The 19,123-nt window shown below is 40.6% G+C and carries 21 protein-coding genes; 8 read left to right on the top strand and 13 right to left on the bottom strand.

Features of this window, described 5'->3' with window-relative positions; all coding sequences use genetic code 11:
• The first annotated feature begins 32 nt into the window (after window positions 1-32).
• Window positions 33-998: a GDP-mannose 4,6-dehydratase gene (locus MOJ78_RS08725; RefSeq protein WP_304980798.1), complete on the top strand. Its 966-nt coding sequence runs from the start codon at window positions 33-35 to the stop codon at window positions 996-998.
• Between the two features lie 31 nt (window positions 999-1,029).
• On the opposite strand, the gene glf is transcribed toward MOJ78_RS08725, so the two are convergent.
• The 6 genes from glf to MOJ78_RS08695 are packed head-to-tail and all read right to left on the bottom strand — an operon-like array spanning window position 1,030 to window position 6,126.
• Window positions 1,030-2,166: a UDP-galactopyranose mutase gene (gene glf, locus MOJ78_RS08720; protein WP_304980797.1), complete on the bottom strand. Its 1,137-nt coding sequence runs from the start codon at window positions 2,164-2,166 to the stop codon at window positions 1,030-1,032.
• Between the two features lie 39 nt (window positions 2,167-2,205).
• Entirely contained in the window at window positions 2,206-3,018 is an 813-nt protein-coding gene (locus MOJ78_RS08715; RefSeq protein ID WP_304980796.1) for a glycosyltransferase family 2 protein, read from the bottom strand.
• 14 nt (window positions 3,019-3,032) lie between these two features.
• Window positions 3,033-3,824, bottom strand: coding sequence for a glycosyltransferase family 2 protein (locus tag MOJ78_RS08710; RefSeq protein WP_304980795.1), 792 nt, complete (start codon window positions 3,822-3,824; stop codon window positions 3,033-3,035).
• Window positions 3,817-4,470, bottom strand: coding sequence for a methyltransferase domain-containing protein (locus tag MOJ78_RS08705; protein ID WP_304980794.1), 654 nt, complete (start codon window positions 4,468-4,470; stop codon window positions 3,817-3,819). Before MOJ78_RS08705 ends, MOJ78_RS08710 begins: the two co-directional genes overlap by 8 nt.
• A gap of 18 nt (window positions 4,471-4,488) precedes the next feature.
• A complete protein-coding gene (locus MOJ78_RS08700) occupies window positions 4,489-5,412 on the bottom strand; it encodes an NAD-dependent epimerase/dehydratase family protein (protein ID WP_304980793.1) in 924 nt (307 codons plus the stop codon).
• Window positions 5,413-5,436: 24 nt separating this feature from the next.
• Window positions 5,437-6,126, bottom strand: coding sequence for a PIG-L deacetylase family protein (locus MOJ78_RS08695; RefSeq protein WP_304980792.1), 690 nt, complete (start codon window positions 6,124-6,126; stop codon window positions 5,437-5,439).
• A gap of 241 nt (window positions 6,127-6,367) precedes the next feature.
• Here MOJ78_RS08695 and MOJ78_RS08690 point away from each other — a divergent pair, with 241 nt between their 5' ends.
• A complete protein-coding gene (locus MOJ78_RS08690) occupies window positions 6,368-7,000 on the top strand; it encodes a glycosyl transferase family 90 (RefSeq protein WP_304980791.1) in 633 nt (210 codons plus the stop codon).
• Between the two features lie 32 nt (window positions 7,001-7,032).
• On the top strand, window positions 7,033-7,245 hold the full coding sequence (locus tag MOJ78_RS20925) for a glycosyl transferase family 90 (protein ID WP_370529782.1): 213 nt from the start codon (window positions 7,033-7,035) through the stop codon (window positions 7,243-7,245).
• Window positions 7,246-7,296: 51 nt separating this feature from the next.
• Here the strand turns inward: MOJ78_RS20925 and fabI are convergent, their stop codons facing one another.
• From fabI to mgtE, 3 genes are all read right to left on the bottom strand, one after another.
• On the bottom strand, window positions 7,297-8,073 hold the full coding sequence (gene fabI, locus MOJ78_RS08685; RefSeq protein WP_304980790.1) for an enoyl-ACP reductase FabI: 777 nt from the start codon (window positions 8,071-8,073) through the stop codon (window positions 7,297-7,299).
• Between the two features lie 115 nt (window positions 8,074-8,188).
• Window positions 8,189-10,027: a monovalent cation:proton antiporter family protein gene (locus MOJ78_RS08680; RefSeq protein ID WP_304980789.1), complete on the bottom strand. Its 1,839-nt coding sequence runs from the start codon at window positions 10,025-10,027 to the stop codon at window positions 8,189-8,191.
• Window positions 10,028-10,039: 12 nt separating this feature from the next.
• Window positions 10,040-11,398 (bottom strand): magnesium transporter, encoded by a 1,359-nt coding sequence (mgtE, locus tag MOJ78_RS08675; RefSeq protein ID WP_304980788.1) that lies wholly within the window; start codon window positions 11,396-11,398, stop codon window positions 10,040-10,042.
• Between the two features lie 224 nt (window positions 11,399-11,622).
• Here mgtE and MOJ78_RS08670 point away from each other — a divergent pair, with 224 nt between their 5' ends.
• Both MOJ78_RS08670 and prpE read left to right on the top strand, forming a co-directional pair.
• Window positions 11,623-12,813 (top strand): FtsW/RodA/SpoVE family cell cycle protein, encoded by a 1,191-nt coding sequence (locus MOJ78_RS08670; RefSeq protein ID WP_304980787.1) that lies wholly within the window; start codon window positions 11,623-11,625, stop codon window positions 12,811-12,813.
• 99 nt (window positions 12,814-12,912) lie between these two features.
• Window positions 12,913-13,662 (top strand): bis(5'-nucleosyl)-tetraphosphatase PrpE, encoded by a 750-nt coding sequence (gene prpE / locus MOJ78_RS08665; RefSeq protein WP_304980786.1) that lies wholly within the window; start codon window positions 12,913-12,915, stop codon window positions 13,660-13,662.
• Window positions 13,663-14,143: 481 nt separating this feature from the next.
• Here the strand turns inward: prpE and MOJ78_RS08660 are convergent, their stop codons facing one another.
• Genes MOJ78_RS08660 through MOJ78_RS08645 form a run of 4 tightly spaced genes read right to left on the bottom strand, consistent with a single transcriptional unit; the run spans window position 14,144 to window position 16,990 of the window.
• Window positions 14,144-15,043 (bottom strand): RluA family pseudouridine synthase, encoded by a 900-nt coding sequence (locus MOJ78_RS08660; RefSeq protein ID WP_304980785.1) that lies wholly within the window; start codon window positions 15,041-15,043, stop codon window positions 14,144-14,146.
• Between the two features lie 35 nt (window positions 15,044-15,078).
• Complete coding sequence (locus tag MOJ78_RS08655) at window positions 15,079-15,873, bottom strand: NAD kinase (RefSeq protein ID WP_304980784.1); 795 nt, start codon at window positions 15,871-15,873, stop codon at window positions 15,079-15,081.
• 48 nt (window positions 15,874-15,921) lie between these two features.
• Complete coding sequence (locus MOJ78_RS08650; protein ID WP_304980783.1) at window positions 15,922-16,548, bottom strand: GTP diphosphokinase; 627 nt, start codon at window positions 16,546-16,548, stop codon at window positions 15,922-15,924.
• Window positions 16,549-16,591: 43 nt separating this feature from the next.
• The gene (locus tag MOJ78_RS08645) at window positions 16,592-16,990 is read right to left on the bottom strand and encodes a UPF0738 family protein (RefSeq protein WP_304980782.1); all 399 of its coding nucleotides are present in this window, start codon (window positions 16,988-16,990) and stop codon (window positions 16,592-16,594) included.
• A gap of 148 nt (window positions 16,991-17,138) precedes the next feature.
• Between MOJ78_RS08645 and MOJ78_RS08640 the strand changes: the two genes are divergently transcribed.
• The 3 genes from MOJ78_RS08640 (at window position 17,139) to MOJ78_RS08630 (ending at window position 19,117) form a co-directional block, all read left to right on the top strand.
• On the top strand, window positions 17,139-17,723 hold the full coding sequence (locus MOJ78_RS08640; RefSeq protein WP_304980781.1) for a CYTH domain-containing protein: 585 nt from the start codon (window positions 17,139-17,141) through the stop codon (window positions 17,721-17,723).
• Window positions 17,724-17,898: 175 nt separating this feature from the next.
• The gene (locus MOJ78_RS08635) at window positions 17,899-18,516 is read left to right on the top strand and encodes a lytic transglycosylase domain-containing protein (RefSeq protein WP_304980780.1); all 618 of its coding nucleotides are present in this window, start codon (window positions 17,899-17,901) and stop codon (window positions 18,514-18,516) included.
• Between the two features lie 214 nt (window positions 18,517-18,730).
• Window positions 18,731-19,117, top strand: coding sequence for a globin domain-containing protein (locus tag MOJ78_RS08630; protein WP_304980779.1), 387 nt, complete (start codon window positions 18,731-18,733; stop codon window positions 19,115-19,117).
• Window positions 19,118-19,123: the final 6 nt, after the last annotated feature.

The following is a 19,123-nucleotide window of genomic DNA, read 5'->3' as shown; positions in this document are numbered from 1 at the left end:
GCCGGTTTAAGTCATCTGATTGGAGGGAAATCATGAAACAGGCGGTAATCACTGGTGTAGCCGGTTTTCTTGGTAGCTGTTTAGCAAAAACCTTACTTACTGATAATGGCTATTCCGTAACCGGAATCGATAACATTTCAACAGGAAGGATGGAAAAAGTTAAAAGACTGACCTCATATCCGAATTTCACTTTCATCGAAGGAGACATTTGTTCAGAACCATTGATCGATCTGGAAATCCTTCAAAATGTAGAGGAGATCTATCACCTCGCTTCACCCGCTTCACCGAAAATGTATCAAAAAGACCCGCTAGGAACGATTTCAGTAAATACGATCGGAACGAAGAACATGCTTGAATTAGCAAAAAGAACGGGGGCTAAACTGCTTTATTCGAGTACGAGTGAAATATACGGCGACCCCCTCGTGCACCCGCAGCCTGAAACATATCGTGGAAATGTAACTACTTGCGGACCAAGAGCGTGTTACGATGAATCCAAAAGGCTTGGTGAAGTTTACTGTTATTTGTATCATACCGAGTTCGATACGAAAGTGACGGTTGCAAGAATATTCAACACGTATTCGTCCGGACTCGCGCAATACGATGGACGGGTCATTTCCAACCTTGTCACTCAAGCACTTACGAATAAAGAACTAACAATTTATGGGGATGGAATGCAAACTCGCTCGTTTTGCTATGTAGATGATACAATAAGAGGCTTCCAAAAGATGATGGGAACGGAATGCGCCACCGGGGAAATATATAACATCGGGCACCCGGAAGAATATACAATATTGGAAGTGGCGGAACTCATCAAAAAACTGACAGGATCATGCAGCCCGATTGTCTTTAAGGACCTTCCTATAGATGATCCGCAAATCCGGTGTCCAGATATCTCCAAAGCTATGAAACAATTGGACTGGAAGCCTGAAATCGACCTCCAAGAAGGGTTAAAGAGGACGATCGCGGAATACCGACGACAGCTTGGAAAATATGAGTAAGGAACGAACCTCGTGGGTCCGCTCCTTTCTTCTAGTCGGAATAGATCGGTTGGACCTCCTTTTCAAAAACATGGAGCGCTCTAGCGACGACCTGATCCATATTGTAATACTTGTATTCTGCCAGTCTTCCGATAAAGAAAACCTTTCCTTGTAATGCTTTCGCTTCCTCTGCATATTTCCGGTACAGCTGATGATATTCTTTCTTAGGAATCGGATAATAAGGTTCATTCATTTCTGGGTGATATGGACACGCTTGTTCAATGATTACTGTCGTCCCCGGAACATTTTGCCCCGTGATTTTCTTATATTCTGTCATTCTCGTAAAATCGAAATCGTTCGGATAGTTGACCTGTGCCGTTTCCTGGAAAGTTTCCCGATCCCCATAATACAGAGGGTTGAACTTCAAACTCCGATAAGGAAGGGTACCATGTTTATAGTTGAAGTAGGAGTCGATCGGTCCTGTATAGATTTTTTTTGCATCCCCGAATACACCTTCAATTTCCTTTATATCCGTATTCAGTAACAGTTTTATGTTCGGATGTTTGAGCATATTTCGAAACATTTCCGTATAACCGTGTTTTGGAACGGCTTGATACTTATCCTGGAAGTACCGATCATCCTTGCTGATATACACAGGGACTCTCCCTGTTACGGATGGGTCCAGCTCTTCGGGTTTCATCCCCCACTGTTTTGATGTGTAACCAAGGAAAATGTTTTGATAAACGTAGTTTGCAAAGTTTCTAATCTCTTCTTGTTGATCCTTTTTCAATGTTAAAATCGGAACTTTGCTTCCAAGACCATATTTTTCAATTAAAAGCCTCTCCATTTTTTCCGAGTAGGTTTTCGGAAACAAAATTTCCAGTGAATTCAGGTTGAATGGAACAGGGACCTTCCTTCCTTCCACAACGGCCAGAACACGGTGTTGATACGGTGTCCACTCGGTAAATGTGGACAGGTAGTCCCAAACCTTTTTAGAGTTGGTGTGAAAGAGATGGGGGCCATATTTATGCACAAGAATATCATTCGCATCATAGCAATCATACGCATTCCCACCGATATGGTCCCTCTTCTCGATAATCATCACTTTTTGATCCAATTCTTTAGCAATCCGCTCGGCAAGTACACATCCAGAAAATCCCGCTCCGATTACAAGCCAATCCACTTTCACCAATATCCTCTCCAAAATCAAGGTACTCTACTATATGCTTCAATCGAATAAACTTTTCTTTTTTTTCACAGGCTTAAGTTCGGCTAGTTGTTTCCAGCCACATCGGTATTTGAAGATCGGCTCATATTCATTTCCCCATCTTTTCAATGTGTCATAGATGTGCCATTCAAAGACCTCATTATATAAATCGAGATTTTTCGTCGCATTGAACGGATGTTGCCGGTAGTTATATAACATCGCATCCATCCAGTGTATTTCAAAACGTTCGATCAGTCTCACATCGATTCTTCGATCTTCCATGACCCTTCCATCCCACGGATCGTCTGTAGGCCAACCCCCAACCTCCCGTAAGGCGTTTGTTCGATAAAAGCGTGGAAAGGGGACGAGATTGGATAGAAGAAACTTGTACTTGTCACTGTGTGACTCCCCGCCTATTCTTGGCACTCTGAGGCAAATGTCCCCCTCACGATCCTCATATATATCCGTCTTGTTCCCCCATAATAACCCTACATTTTCTGGAAGCGACTTGATCTTCTCCATCATGACCTCGATCGTATCAGGAAAAAACCAATCATCGCTATCGAGCTTTATGATATACGGCGTATCAACGGCATCCAGACCGACATTTTGAGCTTTCGATTGGCCGAGGTTCACATGATTCGTAAGGAGTGTAATCCTCGGATCATCAATATACTCCTTTATCCCTTTAAGTGATTGATCCGTTGATGCATCATCAACAAATATGATTTTCCATTGATTGTAGGTTTGTATGAACACACTATCGACAGCTTTTTTCAAAAACCTTACACCTGGATTAAAGAATGGAATTAAAACAGTCACATCTGCCTTCATGTATTATCCCCCCATCATTCATTTAAAGGGTTTAATCTCTCAAGTTTTTTCGTCCCGTTCTTTATTTGAAAAACAGGCTCGTAGTGATCGCCCCAACGCTTGAGAGCATCTCTGATATTCCATTCGATCATATCGTTTATTTGACTGAATTTTGCCGATAAGCTGTCTTCCCTCTTCCGATAATTGTAAAGCATTCGATCAATCCAATGGATCTTGTAATGCTCGATCAGTTTCACATCCATCCTGCGATCCTCCAGATACCTTCCTTCATATGGATCATCTGTAGGCCACCCGCCTACTTTCAAAAGTGCAGATGTCCGATAAAGTCTCGGGTAAGGTACATAGTTAGCCAATATAAACGTATATCGATCATCAAAAGTTTGCCCCCAAGTCTCAGACACCTGACCGAGAACCTTACCTCCATATTCATAAATCACCTGTTTATTACCGCAAATCAAAGCTACATCCTCTGAAACTTTCTTTGTTTCTTCGAGTAATACTTCAATTGTATAGGGAAATAACCAATCATCACTATCAAGCATCAGGATGTAAGGGGTATCTACATGTTCCAACCCGCGATTCTGAGCTTTAGATTGACCAAGGTTTTGCTTGTTTCGCAGCAGCAGGACACGGGGGTCTTGGAGGTGATCCGATATTAAAGAAAGACTATCATCAGTTGATGCATCATCGATAATGATGTGCCGCCAACCGGAATAGGTTTGAGACCGGACACTGTCGATTGCTTGTTTGAGAAAGGAACCTGGATTATACGAAGCGGTCAAAACAGTGACTTCACTCTTATCCATGTACCTCGTCTCCCTTTTCAAGCTGGCTGCTTTTTGTCACAACCGCTGCCATAACCAGTTCATACTGAGGATCTTTATAAGTAAAATATCCCCTCGGAATCTCATGGGCAGCTCTACCATCTAAGAAAGCCTGGGCTGTTGCCAAATTTCCATAGCTGTTCATATCCACATTTTCAACAGAACTTGTTTCTGACAGCAGTCTCTCAAACGACATACTTGTAAAACGCCAGTAGTCTCCATACTCTTTCGTCCTGCAGCTTTGACTAAGTCCAGGGACAGTTACAATCAATGACCCTCCAGGTTTCAGTACTCTCACCGCATTCCTTATCGCAGTCTTCACATCGTACAGGATGTGGATGACTTGGGTGAGTATAAAGCAGTCATATGTTGATTCTGGAATATTTTCTCCTGTTTCAAGATTGGCGACAATCGTGACACCTGGATAATTATCGATATCCAGAATATTGAGGGAAGCTACATCGGTCCCAAACTCTTTTGTATACCGATTTTCACCAATCTCCAACACATTCCCTTTTATGACGTGTCTTTGCTCTTTTAAAAATTGCTCAATGTAATATCGATCGACCGGCTGTCCCCTGTCAAATCCAAACTGTCGACTCGCCGGTCTGATTGAATAATTCATCATTTCATGAACTACCTCCCTTTACCGACCATTTTCTTTTGTATAAGCATCCACCGTCAGTTTGATTCCCTGTGTAAGGGTAACCCGCGGCTCCCAATCAAGAAGCATTTTTGCCTTGGTATTATCCAACTGGCTGTGCAAAATATCACCGGAGCGATGTTCGATTTGGATAGGAGCTTTAGCATCGTTAAAATGTGTGGATAGAATTGAACATAAATCGTTGATGGAATTCGTTGTATTGCTACTGATATTTGCAAGTATATTTTTTTTCGTGTTCAGGGCAAGGTAGTTTGCATGGACGACATCACTGATGTGGATAAAATCACGCGTCTGGTTTCCATCTCCAAAAATGATCGGATTTCTGTTATTGGAGAGCTGTCTGATGAAAATAGGTATGACTCCCCCTTCATTGTCTGAACGCTGTCTAGGGCCATACACGTTCGAGTACCTGAAGATCGCATAAGACAACCCGAAATGAGAAGCGAATTGATCAATGTATTTTTCGGATGCAAGTTTGGATACCCCATAAAACGAAACGGGGCGGAGCTCGACATCCTCATGAACAGATGCATCACCATAGTCGCCATATACCGCTGATGTTGATGCAAACACGAATTTCTTCACGGAATACTTGCGGCACAAATCAAGAATCCGAATCGTACCAAGAACATTCAGTTCAGCATCAAAAACGGGATAATTCATCGACTTTTTCACATCAACCTGTGCGGCTAAATGAATGACATAATCAGGTTTCTCGTTTAAGAAAACTTGATCCAATCCGTCTTTGACACAGTCCTTTTCAATGTAGGTTATAAGTGAATTTGAAGAAATATGATGACCAGAGCAAAAATTATCAACGACGATAACCTTGTATTCCTGCAAAGCTAAGAAGTCCGCTAGATGAGAACCGATGAACCCACATCCTCCTGTTATCAAAACCTTCATGAAACCTCATCTTCCAATCGACAATCACAGTATGACGGAACGTAAAAGATGATATTTTTCTGCATAATCGACCCCCGCTTCCATCCCTCGAACAGCTGCCCATCGCTTTACATTTTCAGGGGAAATCAAATGTTTCGGATCCCTCATTTGTGATTGATGCTTACAGAATGCTTCGAGTTTCAGTTCAATCGAGTTGCTTATATCAAGAAATAGCTCTCCTACATCATTGATCTTTGGATACTGCCAAACAATTAGCGGGTATTCATACATGGCAACAAGTTTTATTTGTTTTCTCGGGTCAGGACGTAAGGACGCCATTGAAGCCTGGAACAATACCTGATGATCCTGATGGTAGCTCGGATATGGTATGAATACCATGGTTGGTTGGAATAAGGCGATGATCTTATCCAGTCTTGTTACGATTTCATTCAAAGGAATGGTATCCAGTTTGCTTTCCTTATCGTCATAAAGAATTTCGTAATGGGAGCATCCTAAATGCATCAGAGCATCGTGCAGTTCGCTGATGCGCGTTTGTGCCAAAGTGGTCTCCCCATCCTTCTTATGCTCAAATACGATATCCCCCACCGCAGCAATGACCACTTTCACATCATTACCGTATTTAACAGCCTTTTCTATCAGCCCACCACAGCCAAGCACTTCATCGTCTGCATGTGGAGCAATGATCAAAATCCGTTCTTTGCCATATTCAAGCACACCCCTACACTCCTTTAGCCGCAATCCTGATAGTTTAATGTATTCCGCACATATACAGATGTGTAGGCGACGAAGGGGAAAGAACCAATTGATTGATAGCAGGATGTAAACGGCTGCTCGCGTAAAGCTGATAGATCGTATTCAAGTGTTCAGAAGCATGGGCTGGTACAGTGTCCAATTGACTATTTTTGCATATACTTCGTTATAGTTATCTTCTTTTTCGTTTTAAGGAGTGTCTTTCATGAAAGAACTGATCCAATTATCGGGAACCTATCCAAAACTTAAAATCAAGGATCATGGAGGATGGGGGGCAAGGCATGAGTCTTTCCTTTCTTTTTTGGAAGAAATGTTCGAGCGATACGAAAAATATTTTTTGGATAAGCAATTAACGTTCAATTTTCATTCTGGAGACAGAGCGGATGATGCCCTGAAACATCTTCGCCAAGGACCAGTATTTGCGAATAATACGACAGAAAGGCTGAAAGAAAAAATCCTGCCGATACCCGATTTCGTTTATGGTCATGGTCTCGAGCCCGGAGTTCAAGATTGGGATACGTTGATAACGCAATGCAGGGAAAAAGCTGAACTGCCCTATGAGGATGAGCATTGTTTCTGGATTGGAGATGTGAACAACCATCGAATTCGAAAAAAACTTCTCGGATTTTCTGAAAGATATCCCCAATATATAAAGGCAATCGGAATGGAATGGAACAATAATGGGTCTGATACTGGATATAACGTACGGGATGCTACCGCTTATGTACCGATTCCCGAACATGCCAAATACAAGTTTCTAATCGATATTCAGGGGAAAGGTTACAGTTCCAGGTTAAAAGCTGCTTATGCATTTGAAGCGACCCGTCTTTCATTGTAGATCGAAAATACGAGGAATTTTTCTATCCTTACATGATTCCGTATAAACATTATGTTCCGGTAAAAGGAACCTTATCGGATTTGATTCCTAAAATCTCATGGCTTAATGAGGACGAAGTAGCTTATAAAAGGATTGTGGGTGAAACAGAAAAGTTTGCTCGAAAATATCTCAGTAAGGACTTTGCATTAGAACAGTTATTTAAGACAATCTTGGAACATGGTGTGGTTAAAAATTTTAGGCAATAGAGAAAAACCACCTAAAAATAGGTGGTTTCGTCGTATCCTATCGATTAGCTCCTATCGCCCTAAAATATGGAATCCACTGTCGATATGGAGAATTTCTCCAGTAAGTCCTCTTGAAAGGTCACTCATGAGGAACAATGCAGTATCCCCGACTTCTTCCGTACTCGTCGTACGTCGGAGCGGTGCACGTTCTTCGATGTCGCGCAGAATGCTGTTGAAGTCACCAACACCTTTTGCAGCCAATGTCCGGATCGGTCCAGCTGAAATCGCATTGACTCGGATGCCATCTTTACCAAGGTCCTCGGCAAGATACATTACACTTGCATCCAAGGAAGCTTTTGCAACACCCATAACGTTGTAATTAGATACTACACGCTCTCCACCGAGATAGGTCATCGTCATGATGCTACCGCCCTCCGTCATTAACGGACGTGCTTCTTTCGCTACTGCCGTCAATGAATAGGCGCTGATGTTTTGCGCTAAAAGGAAACCATCTCTCGTCGTGTTCAAGTATTCTCCCTTTAGTTCTTCCACTCTTGCAAAAGCAATACAGTGGGCAACTCCATGAATGACACCGACTTCTTCTTTAATTCGTCCGAATGCCTCACTAATTTGTTCATCATCGGTAACATCACAAGGAATGACAAGCGAGTCTTTACGATCTAATGTTTCCACAAGATCACGGACCCCTTTTTCAAAACGCTCTCCTGCATACGTGAACACAAGACGAGCTCCTGCTTTACTCAGTGAACGAGCAATACCCCAAGCAATACTGCGTTTATTTGCTACACCCATAATTACATATGTACGATTCTCCAAAGATAGGTTCATGCATGATCCTCCTTCAATCAAATTTTTCATCATTTGTTCTTAAGACCTAGTACTAATTTAATTGTACCATGATTTCATGGTAATAAAAAATTTTTCCTTGATGAATAGCGCTCCCCTAAAACTCTAGTTGCTCCTTTAATTGTTGAATACTCCCTTCACTACCTGTAACAATTAAACGGTCACCCAATTTAAGTGCAGTATCCCCATGCGGTACCAGGGCCTCATTTTCGCGAAAGATCCGGATAATGATCGTATCTCCGAGAAAATCCAATCTCTTAATGGACTCACCAATATAATCATCATTATTTATCAACACTTCTGCAAGGGAATTTTCCTGGGAAGTGAAAAGGTTCATTACATGCGGTGATTTGATCATCGCTTCTAGTAATGTAATGGTAGACATTAAAGTAGAAAATACTTCAATCTCTTCTTCTCTCAAGGATTCAGCTTTCTCATCAGGTTCGATTCTTGTGATGACCCGCTCAACGTTATTTTCCTTTGCAGCTTTAGCAATCGTTGCATTTAAATCATCATGTTCAGTGGAAACTAATAATATGTCGACATTAAATACACCTAACTTTTTTAATGATTCGATTTCGTAATTATCAATGACAGTGACATCATAAGTCCGTAAGTGATCTTCGGAATAATTCTTATCAATTGTATTGGACCTCAGATGATACAAGCAAATTTTATAATCATCATTAATCCTTTGCGATAATGGTAACGTTATACTATTTGCACCAAGGATAGCAATTGTTTTCGTTCCCTGCTCTGTCTTTCTTGGGAAAAGCTTTTTAAAGAAAATCGGCCCCACAATGCAACTGATCACTCCTACGAGAATGATTGCTGATGACATCTTGGAATCAATCATTCCCATTCTTTCACCGATTTCAGCTGCAGCGATAACTAACGTCAGCTTAGAAGATAAGAGTACCCCGATACTCATAACGGTTTGGATTTTGTACCATTTTTTAAACCAAAGAATGGGAACTATTTTCGTGACCATAAATGCAATTAATAGAAACGGCATTAGAATCAGTACGTCGGGATCGGCAAAGAGTTCAATAAGGTCAATGCGCGCACCAATCATAACGAAAAAGATCGGGATCAAAAAACCATAACCAAATGAGTCAAGCTTTTGAACCATCGAAGGGTTGGGAGCTAATAAGGATACTAAAGCCCCTGCAAGGAATGCACCTAATATACTTTCAGCCCCAACCTGTTGAGAGAGAGCCACTAACACTATGATCAGCGTAAAAACGGCACGGGTATCAATTTGAATAGTCCCTTTTCTAAGATTGGTGAAAACCGGTCGATTTTTGAAGAATTTACCAAGAAAGTATAAGCCTAGACCAGCAATGAATAATAATAATAACAACCACGTGTTTTTTCCTTCAGGCGAATAAACTGAAACAAAAACTCCTAATAAAATCATTGTTGCTAGATCAGCTATAACAGTAATCAACAAAATCGTTTGTCCAAGACCCGTTTTGATTATCCCCGTATCTTTCAGAGTCGGTACAACGATTCCTAAAGAAATGGTGGCGATGATCAGTGCCATCAGGTATGCATTGTCAATAAAACCTGTCAGGACAAACAGCCAAGCTATTCCAAAAGATAAAGCCATCATCATTATGAAAATTATGCTGGGAAATAAGATTCCAGATGGTCCGGCTTCATTTTTTGATTTCTTTTTGGATGAAAAAATGGAAAAATCAATTTCCAGTCCACTTAAAAATAATAAATAAATAAAGCCGAGAGTCGATAGCGTTTCTAACAACTGATCTGGATTTACAATGTCAAATCCTGATTTCCCGATAATCAGTCCAGCAATAATTTCTGCTACGACTATCGGGACAATATGGATTCGGAACTTGTTCAATAGGATCGGGGTTAGGAAAGCAACCAGAACAACTATAAGCAACGACATAAAAGAATGGGTTTCTTCCATTTGACACCTCCGTTATCTTTCTATCAGGTAAGGCATCAAAGCTGTTGCCATACCAAAATAGATTAAAACGCTAATTATATCATTGATTGTCGTAATAAAAGGACCTGAAGCGACCGCCGGGTCTATGTCCAGTCTATACATCAACAATGGAATTAATGCACCTGCCAGAGTTGCAACAATCAATGTAAACAAAATCGAAACTCCTACTAATAACCCTAGGTAGATGGAATGGTGCCAGAAGAAAACCACGATTGTAATCAATATGCCGCACGACGCACCTGTTATAAGTCCTGTTCCTGCTTCACGTAAAATGAGACTACGAATATCCTGTTTATCTGTATCACCTGTTGCGATTCCTCTGACTGCCACCGCCAGTGCTTGTGTGCCGGTATTCCCAGCCATCCCGGCAATAAGCGGGATGAAAACGGCAAGAATGGCAACCTGATTAAGTGTCGCTTCAAACTGGCCGATAAGGCTGGCGGTAATCATCCCAAGGAACAACAGGATGATCAGCCAAGGTAGTCGTCTTCTTGCTGCTTGCATTGGATTTCGGTCAACGGTTTCCATATCCGATACCGCTGCAAGTTTTGAATAATCCTCAGAAGCTTCCTCATCAATAACATCTACGATATCGTCAACGGTTATGATTCCGAGCAGATGCTGTTGAAAATCGACAACCGGCAAGGCAAGAAAGTCGTAATCCTTCATCATCCGTGCTGCCTCTTCCTGATCTTCCCCAACCGATATTGATACGACTCGGTCGTTCATCGCATCGATTACTAGTGTATTTTCATCAGCAATTATCAAATCTCTTAAGGAAATGACACCGACAAGCTTTTTAGTATCGTCTATGACAAAAAGATAATAAATCGTTTCCGCATCGGGAGCTTCCTTTCGTAAAATTTGCATAGCTTCCGTGACCGTTTGATTGGCTGTAATGGAAACAAACTCAGTAGTCATAATACTACCAGCGGTTTTTTCTTCATAATGAAGAAGCTCTTTGATTTCTTGTGCTGCTTCATCGTCCATGATGGTCAGATAGCTCGCAAGCTGTTCTGCTTCAAGGTCATTTAATACGTCAACCGCATCATCGGCATACATATCGCCAAGCATTTCAGCCGCGTAGAAAGGTTCCATTTCAAATAAGTAATCCTTCGTATCTTCGCGTTCGATGTTTTCAAAAATCTCGGCCATCTCTTCAGGGGAAAGATAACTGTAAACCTTCATACGTTCTTCCTCTGTCAAACTAAGAAATACCCGTGTTTGATCATAGGGATGCATATCAAGGAAATTCTTGCGAAACAGATCGATATCGTCCCTTTCTAATGCTTCCAGTACCGGTATGAATTCCTCTTCAGTTGTGTGCTCCATTCAAGCTCCCCCTCTCTTTGTTAGGGTAATCTTTATTTATGACCTGTTCATCGTAAAAAAACGTCTACAATTTGTCAACGAATTAAAATCGGGTTTAATCATTTTCAAAGTATGTATAGTTCTGTATCATAGAAAGTGGTATGATTTTATAGTTGTAGATTAATAAATCACGTTTAAATCTAACGTACAGATTGTTTTCAACAAAGTAAGGAAGGTAAAGATAAATGACAAACTTAGAAAAAGAATCACCATTCCAACAAATTGATTATAACTTACTTTTTATATTATTCCTTTTAATTTGTTCGAGTTGCATTTCAATCTACAGTGCGATGATCATTGGACAATACGAATCAAACTTTGTCTTGAAACAAATTGTATGGTATGCGGTTGGTTTTATCGCCATTGCTATTATTATGATTCTTGATTTCGATCAGTTTAGAAAACTTTCATGGTACATATATGGTCTGGGGGTCTTCCTTCTTGTCGGTATTGTTGTGATCCCATTTATCGACCCAAATGCAGGAACTGATGCAGCTCTTGTACCTGAAATCAATGGAGCCTATAGCTGGTATCGGTATAGAGGGTTAGCCTTCCAGCCTGCCGAGGTCATGAAAGTTGCATTGATCATTTCATTGGCAAACTCGATTACCGTTCATAATGAAAAATATGTCGATCGGTCGATCCGGGAAGACTTTTTGTTGATCGGTAAAATTTTGTTGATCTCACTGCCGCCTGTCTTTCTCGTTTTATTACAGCCAGACCTTGGAACGACTCTTGTGTTCATTGCAATTGTTGCCAGCTTACTCCTCGTTTCAGGTATTCGTTGGCGAATTATTTTTCTGCTTACGTTATTATTTATTTTACTCATTACAGGATTAGTGTTCTTGTATTTATACTTCCCAGAATTCTTTTTGACATATATATTGGCCGATTATCAGCTTGAAAGGTTTTATGGTTGGCTTCAGCCTTATGAGTATGATGAAGGCATAGGGTATCATCTTGTCAAATCGTTATTAGCCATTGGTTCCGGGCAATTATTCGGAAAAGGTTTTACAGATGGAACCGTTTATTTTCCTGAAGCACATACCGATTTCATCTTTTCGATCATCGGTGAAGAATTTGGTTTTATGGGTACCAGTTTTGTCATATCATTATTCTTCTTATTGATTTATCGCATGATCCATACTGCACTCGAAAGTAATGAGCCATTTGGAAGCTATTTGTGTGCGGGTGTAATCGGCATGGTCACGTTCCAGGTATTCCAAAATATCGGTATGGTAATTGGGCTATTACCGATTACAGGGATTCCACTTCCATTTATCAGTTACGGTGGAAGTTCGATTTTAGCAAGTATGATTGCAATTGGGCTTGTCTTGAATGTGCGATCCAGAACGAGAAATTATATGTTTGATTGAGCACCTGTAACCTAGGTGCTTTTCTTTTTATACATTTCGAATTTGTATATACTATGTTATAGCTGATCGATGCTTATTTCATTTATGGAGGTCCAAATCTTGAAATATGATGTTATTGGTGATATTCATGGCTGTTTTGATGAACTTCTCCAGCTTATAAAAGAACTTGGATTTGAGCGTGAAACAAATGGAGTCTATTTTCATACAGACAATCGAACCATCGTGTTTCTTGGTGATCTGACGGATCGCGGACCTGATTCTTTAAAGGTGATTGATTTCGTCTATGATCTTGTTGAGTCAGGGGTAGCTTTGTACACACCAGGAAATCATTGTGACAAGCTTTATCGCTATTTTTGCGGAAGGGATGTTCAAATCAAGCACGGCCTTGAAACGACAGTTGCTGAGTTCAAGGCACTTTCCTCTGAAGATCAGGTGAAGGTAGCGACAAAATTTAAAAAGCTGGTTGAAGATGCTCCTCTTTACTTGCAGTTGAACGATACGCAGCTTATAGTTGCTCATGCTGGTATTCGAGAAGATTTGATCGGCCATACACATAAACGAGTCAGGACATTTGTGCTATATGGAGATATTACAGGTGAACGACATCCAAACGGAATGCCGGTGAGACGGGATTGGGCGAAGCATTATGAAGGGGAACGGACGGTCGTCTACGGTCACACCCCTGTAAAAGTACCACGTAAGGTAGGAAACACGATCAACATCGATACAGGCTGCGTATTCGGTGGTTCTTTGACTGCTTATCGACACCCCGAGGACCAGACAGTATCAATACCGTCAAGCATGCCCTTGGTTGAGGAGAAGTTCCATTCGTTTGAAGACGAGAGTTGAGGTTGCTGGAAGAGCTTGAATGCTTCCCATTTTTGGGCACCGAATAGTACATAAACGGATATGAGATTAACAATAATTAGGAGAATACGCACCGAATAAGGCATAATCGGATATGCAATTAACAATAATTAGGAGAATACGCACCGAATACGGCGTAATCGGATATAAGATTAACATTAATTAGGAGAACGCGTACCGAATACGGCTTAATCGGATATGAGATTAACAATAATTAGGAGAATACGCACCGAATAAGGCGTAACCGGATATGAGATTAACAATTATTAGGAAATTGCGTCTCGAATATAGCTCATTTAGACAGGTTTCGTAAAAAAAGCCTTTAGAGCAACAAGGGGGTTCTTTACAAACTAAGAGGGTAATTAGTTTTGAGTTACCGTCGTAGCTTTTTCCTGATTTCACCAGATTTTTCAACTTACCAATCTCAAATGATGTAGGCAGAATCAATTTGCTAGCCACTGGTTTATTCACCCCTTTGGAGTAATTGCAAAAAATCATCTGGAAGAGGCGCCATCAATGTCATTTCCTTCTCCAAAAACGGGTGGTGGAACGTGAGCGTCGTACTATGAAGCGCTTGCCGTTGCATCTTTTCTGTCGATCCTCCATACAAATCGTCACCTAGCAGCGGATGCCCGATATGGGCCATATGAACTCGAATCTGATGGGTTCTCCCGGTATCGAGGTTCAGACGTATAAATGAAAAATCCGTATACTTCTTTAAGACCTCATAATGCGTAAGGGCGAACTGTCCATCCTTCCTTACACATCGTTCAATGATGCTGCCTTCTTTTCTCCCGATCGGCTCCTCGATTGTGCTCTTCTCTCGAATCGGATGGCCTTCACATAGTGCCGAATACGTCCTTGTCAGTTGTGACGATTGCTGCTGAAGAGAAAGAAGAGAATGTGCATAACGATGCTTAGCGATCAGGACAATCCCAGACGTATCCCGATCTAGTCGGTTTACGATATGAATCGTCGCCCCTATATTTTTCGATTGATAATAATGCAGGACCCCTTGTGCAAGGGATCCTGTATTTTGATATTTAGATGGAATTGTCGTCACATTTGGTGGCTTGTTTACCACAAGGAAATGATCGTCCTCATACAAGATCGATAACTGCATTTCCTCAGGTGCCATATGTTCACTTACTTCTTCAAGCGGAAACTGAACTGTGACATTGTCTCCGTTATGAAGAACATGACGGACGGTAACTGGTTGACCATTCACGTATATGCTTCCGCCATTGAATTTTATATCGGTTAATGCTTGACGTGAGATCGCTTTTTCTTTTAAAAGGAATTCTCGGAGCAATTGTCCCTCGAGGGATTCCTCTACCTTCCAAGTAATTTGAAATGGCTTCATATGCAACGACTCTTTCATAAATAGATTGTCTTTTCTTATTCTTTTACGAACGATTCACGGACACGTTTCCAAAACGGGAACGGTCTGAACCGGGCAAAACGAACTTTTTCTTCTGCTACCCGACATTGGATCGATTTCACTTTTTCTTGAAGCAAAAACAAATGGTCTATCGTAATGTGAAAATCAACATCGTTCACTGGCTTCAGCAAGCATGTATGATGCTGAGGCAGGACGAGCGGCGACCCGACTGTTCTGAAAACCCGATTGTTGATGGAGGCCATTTCAGCCAACTGTATCGACGGTAAGGATGGATGGATGATCGCCCCACCTAATGCTTTGTTATAAGCGGTGCTACCTGATGGTGTTGAGAGACAAATTCCATCTCCACGAAATGTTTCAAAATATTCACCTTTAATCTCAACATTCATAACAAGGGAACCTTCCACGCTCTTTACGGTACATTCATTCATCGCTAGATATTTGCTCTCTTTTTGATCATTTAAATAACGGATCGTTACTTCAAGCAATGGATATTCAACGATTTGAAACGGCGTCTTCGCAATATGAATGACGAGCTTTTCCACTTCTTCTGGTGTCCAATCTGCATAAAATCCAAGATGGCCAGTATGAACCCCGACAAAAGCAGTTTCGTCTACTCGGTTTATGTAATGGTGAAACGCGTGTAATAGCGTCCCATCTCCACCGATTGAAATAACGATATCAGGTTCTTTTTCATCCCATGTCAAATTAAAATCGAGTAAGTATGTCTTTATTCGCTTTTCAAGTTTAGCTGAAACGTCATCGCCCTTTGATATAATTGAAAATTTCATCCATATCTCATCCTTGTTAGAAAAATGAAAATCCTCGTATGACTTCTATTATGTACGTTTCCGACTTTCCTTTAATTCGAATATCTTTTGAGCCTCTTGTATTTCACCTTTTATGAGAGACATTTCTTCATCTAATCGAAAAGCAGCCTCAGCTGCCCGTTGGAGTCGCTCCTCAATGTTTGTAGGAATTGCGCCTCCATATTTATAATTTAAAGAATGCTCAATCGTTGCCCAAAAATTCATGGCAAGCGTTCGAATTTGGATTTCTACGAGCAGTCGCTTTTCTCCATCCACCGTTTGCACCGGATACGAAACAACGACATGAAAAGAACGGTAACCGCTTGGCTTTTTATTCGTAATATAATCTCGTATTTCAACGAATTCAAGATCATTTCTCTTCTGTAGCAACTCGATGACCGCGTAAATGTCATCTACAAACTGGCACATGATCCGAAGCCCTGCAATATCTTGGATCTCTGTTTCTACTTCCTCGATTGAAAGGTTTTTTCGCTTCATTTTATCGAGGATACTGGCAATCGGTTTTACACGTCCTGTCACAAATTCAACAGGGGTATGTTTGTTTTCGATTACACATTGTTCTCTAATACCTTTAAACTTAATTTTAAGTTCATCTACTGCTTGATTATAAGGGTTTAAAAAGACTTCCCAATCCACTTGACCACCACCGAAAAACTATTTTTTTATTCGGAAGTTACAATTATTCGTCGATTTGCTCTTCATTAAAAAACACCGACTCAACACTTTTCATCATTTCATTACCGTAATTTGCATTTCCTTTTATATTTTCAATTAAATATTCCAATTCAGGCTTAAAACATTCAAGGACCAATGTTGGATGATTTGGTGTTTCTAGTTTAACTTCTTTCGATTTATCTATGATATCCTTCAATGCTCCCCAGTGCTCTTTAGAAAACGATACGTAAACGAAATCATCGCTTGAATCAAGAATGTAGATGAATGACTGTGAATCCGAATCAACGAGAACTTGACCAGATGGTTGTAACTCAACCTCTGTAGGCACAGTATCACTTTTACAGGTAAATTGAATGAAATCATCTCCGGATGCACTTGAAGTAACTTCTAATCTTGTTGTCATTATGAACCTCCTATTGCTATAACCTAAATCGAGTATGTAGTTAAGAACTTTCCTTCATAAGTGTATCATATTCTTGAGCGTGATAATAAATTGTACCCCATCTTGGGATGTGAGATAATAACTACGAAAATCATATGAGGTGAATCCAATGAATCAGGAAGTAGAAATCGAGCTTAAGAACCTAGTGAATAAACAGGAATTCGAACAAATTATGCTCCACTTTGGCCTTACATTAGCTTCATTTGTTGAACAAACGAATTATTATTTTGATACAACTGATTTTCGTTTAAAAGAGCTAGGGTGCGCTCTTAGAATACGTCAAAAAAAAAATCAGTATACCTTTACCCTTAAACAGCCACACGGTGAAGCGTTACTTGAAACACACGAACTACTCAATGAACAAACTGCTCACAAGTTCATTTCGGGTAAACTGAACGAAAAAAGCGATATGATGAATCTTTTGCAACACAAACTCAACATTGAACCTTCTTCCCTACGATCTCTAGGATCTTTGACAACCTGTCGAGCAGAAATCAATTATCAATCCGGGCTGCTTGTTTTCGATCATTCCATGTATCTCCATCACGAAGATTTTGAAATCGAATTTGAAGTCAAAGATGCAGCGCAGGGTAAATATGAGTTTGAACAATTCCTACAGAAGTTCAATATTCCAAAGCGGAAGACTCCAAACAAAATCAGGCGGTTCTTCGATGTAAAGAAATCTTTACGCTAAAGGATGTACATAAAGGTATGACAGAAGGCACCCCTAAAATCCTCAAAGAAAACCTTTGGCGAAGGCTTGGCTGGTCTTATACTATAGTAATCGCTTATGCTGTTCAACATGTAAAAAATATGCAGCAGTAGCATCTTCTGATAAAATGAAGGAACAGAAGAAAGTAGGGATACATATGAATAGCCAATTAATTAAATCCTTAATTGAAATTCAGTCGATGAGACAAATGAACACGAGCTCAGACTTAACCAGCTTCCCATCCTCATTATGGATGGATATTTTCCAGGCTGAACTACAATCGACCATCCAAACAAAGGATCAGAATATAAGCAATCGTTTTAATGCATCATCTTTTAGTACTAATCCCATTTATATGAGTACGATGAACATCCAACCGCTCTCTGATACGAAATCAAGTGTCTATGATACATACATTCAAGAAGCGGCAAAGACGTATAGCGTAGATCCTCGCTTAATCCACTCAGTAATTAAGCAAGAATCCAGCTATAACCCATTAAGCACGAGCCCTGCTGGAGCAATGGGATTGATGCAATTGATGCCAGATACAGCAGAATGGCTTGGAGTGAACAACCCATATAATCCTCGAGAGAACATTCTAGGTGGCACAAAATACTTGAAACAGATGCTTGATCGCTATGATGGAAATATACAGACTGCCCTTGCAGCCTACAATGCGGGGCCAGGAAACGTTGATCGGTATGGGGGCATTCCCCCTTTTTCCGAGACGAGAACCTATGTGCAAAAAGTGATGGCTTCCTATCAAGTCGTTTAAGTTAAGGTTGAGTCGTAAGTGAACTCCTGTCATCGGCTCAATTTTTTTATGGGGAAATCTGGTTCAATCAGATTGTTTGCCCTTCTAGGACTGTCATTGCTAAAATAAGTAATAACATGTTTATAACAAAGCGGAAGTCCAGCGCATAAATGCATTGAGTGCTGGAGATTCTTTCACATATCCGCTCTTTCCAAAAATAAGGTAGGTAAAAGAAATGACGAAACCAAGTGGTACAACCCCTTTTGATGCTTTCGGAGGAGCACAAACGATTGAGAGACTTGTAGAAGCTTTTTATCCAAAAGTGCAAGCACATCCGGATCTTGCACCAATCTTCCCGGATGATCTGACGGAAACGATGCGGAAGCAAAAACAATTCCTTACACAATTTTTGGGTGGTCCACCCTTATATTCTCAAGAACATGGGCATCCAATGTTACGGGCAAGACACATGCCTTTTAAGATTACACCTAAGAGAGCCGAAGCATGGCTTTCTTGCATGAATAAAGCAATTGATGAAATTGAATTGGAAAGCTCTAAGAAAGAATACCTTATTAGCCGTTTAACGATGACAGCCTATCACATGGTTAACCATCCTGAATAAGAGCGA

Source organism: Alkalihalobacillus sp. AL-G (assembly GCF_030643805.1).
GTDB lineage: Bacteria > Bacillota > Bacilli > Bacillales > Fictibacillaceae > Pseudalkalibacillus.
Note: the sequence above shows the minus strand (reverse complement) of the source record. Positions and strands in the feature narration are given on the sequence as shown.

Bases quoted from the DNA above. Each gene is read 5' to 3' on its own strand.
- MOJ78_RS08725 (WP_304980798.1), top strand. From the start codon at position 33: ATGAAACAGGCGGTAATCACTGGTGTAGCCGGTTTTCTTGGTAGCTGT.
- MOJ78_RS08715 (WP_304980796.1), bottom strand. From the start codon at position 3,018: ATGAAGGCAGATGTGACTGTTTTAATTCCATTCTTTAATCCAGGTGTA.
- MOJ78_RS08710 (WP_304980795.1), bottom strand. From the start codon at position 3,824: ATGGATAAGAGTGAAGTCACTGTTTTGACCGCTTCGTATAATCCAGGT.
- MOJ78_RS08705 (WP_304980794.1), bottom strand. From the start codon at position 4,470: ATGATGAATTATTCAATCAGACCGGCGAGTCGACAGTTTGGATTTGAC.
- MOJ78_RS08700 (WP_304980793.1), bottom strand. From the start codon at position 5,412: ATGAAGGTTTTGATAACAGGAGGATGTGGGTTCATCGGTTCTCATCTA.
- MOJ78_RS08690 (WP_304980791.1), top strand. From the start codon at position 6,368: ATGAAAGAACTGATCCAATTATCGGGAACCTATCCAAAACTTAAAATC.
- MOJ78_RS20925 (WP_370529782.1), top strand. From the start codon at position 7,033: ATGATTCCGTATAAACATTATGTTCCGGTAAAAGGAACCTTATCGGAT.
- fabI (WP_304980790.1), bottom strand. From the start codon at position 8,073: ATGAACCTATCTTTGGAGAATCGTACATATGTAATTATGGGTGTAGCA.
- MOJ78_RS08680 (WP_304980789.1), bottom strand. From the start codon at position 10,027: ATGGAAGAAACCCATTCTTTTATGTCGTTGCTTATAGTTGTTCTGGTT.
- mgtE (WP_304980788.1), bottom strand. From the start codon at position 11,398: ATGGAGCACACAACTGAAGAGGAATTCATACCGGTACTGGAAGCATTA.
- MOJ78_RS08670 (WP_304980787.1), top strand. From the start codon at position 11,623: ATGACAAACTTAGAAAAAGAATCACCATTCCAACAAATTGATTATAAC.
- MOJ78_RS08660 (WP_304980785.1), bottom strand. From the start codon at position 15,043: ATGAAGCCATTTCAAATTACTTGGAAGGTAGAGGAATCCCTCGAGGGA.
- MOJ78_RS08655 (WP_304980784.1), bottom strand. From the start codon at position 15,873: ATGAAATTTTCAATTATATCAAAGGGCGATGACGTTTCAGCTAAACTT.
- MOJ78_RS08645 (WP_304980782.1), bottom strand. From the start codon at position 16,990: ATGACAACAAGATTAGAAGTTACTTCAAGTGCATCCGGAGATGATTTC.
- MOJ78_RS08640 (WP_304980781.1), top strand. From the start codon at position 17,139: ATGAATCAGGAAGTAGAAATCGAGCTTAAGAACCTAGTGAATAAACAG.
- MOJ78_RS08635 (WP_304980780.1), top strand. From the start codon at position 17,899: ATGAATAGCCAATTAATTAAATCCTTAATTGAAATTCAGTCGATGAGA.
- MOJ78_RS08630 (WP_304980779.1), top strand. From the start codon at position 18,731: ATGACGAAACCAAGTGGTACAACCCCTTTTGATGCTTTCGGAGGAGCA.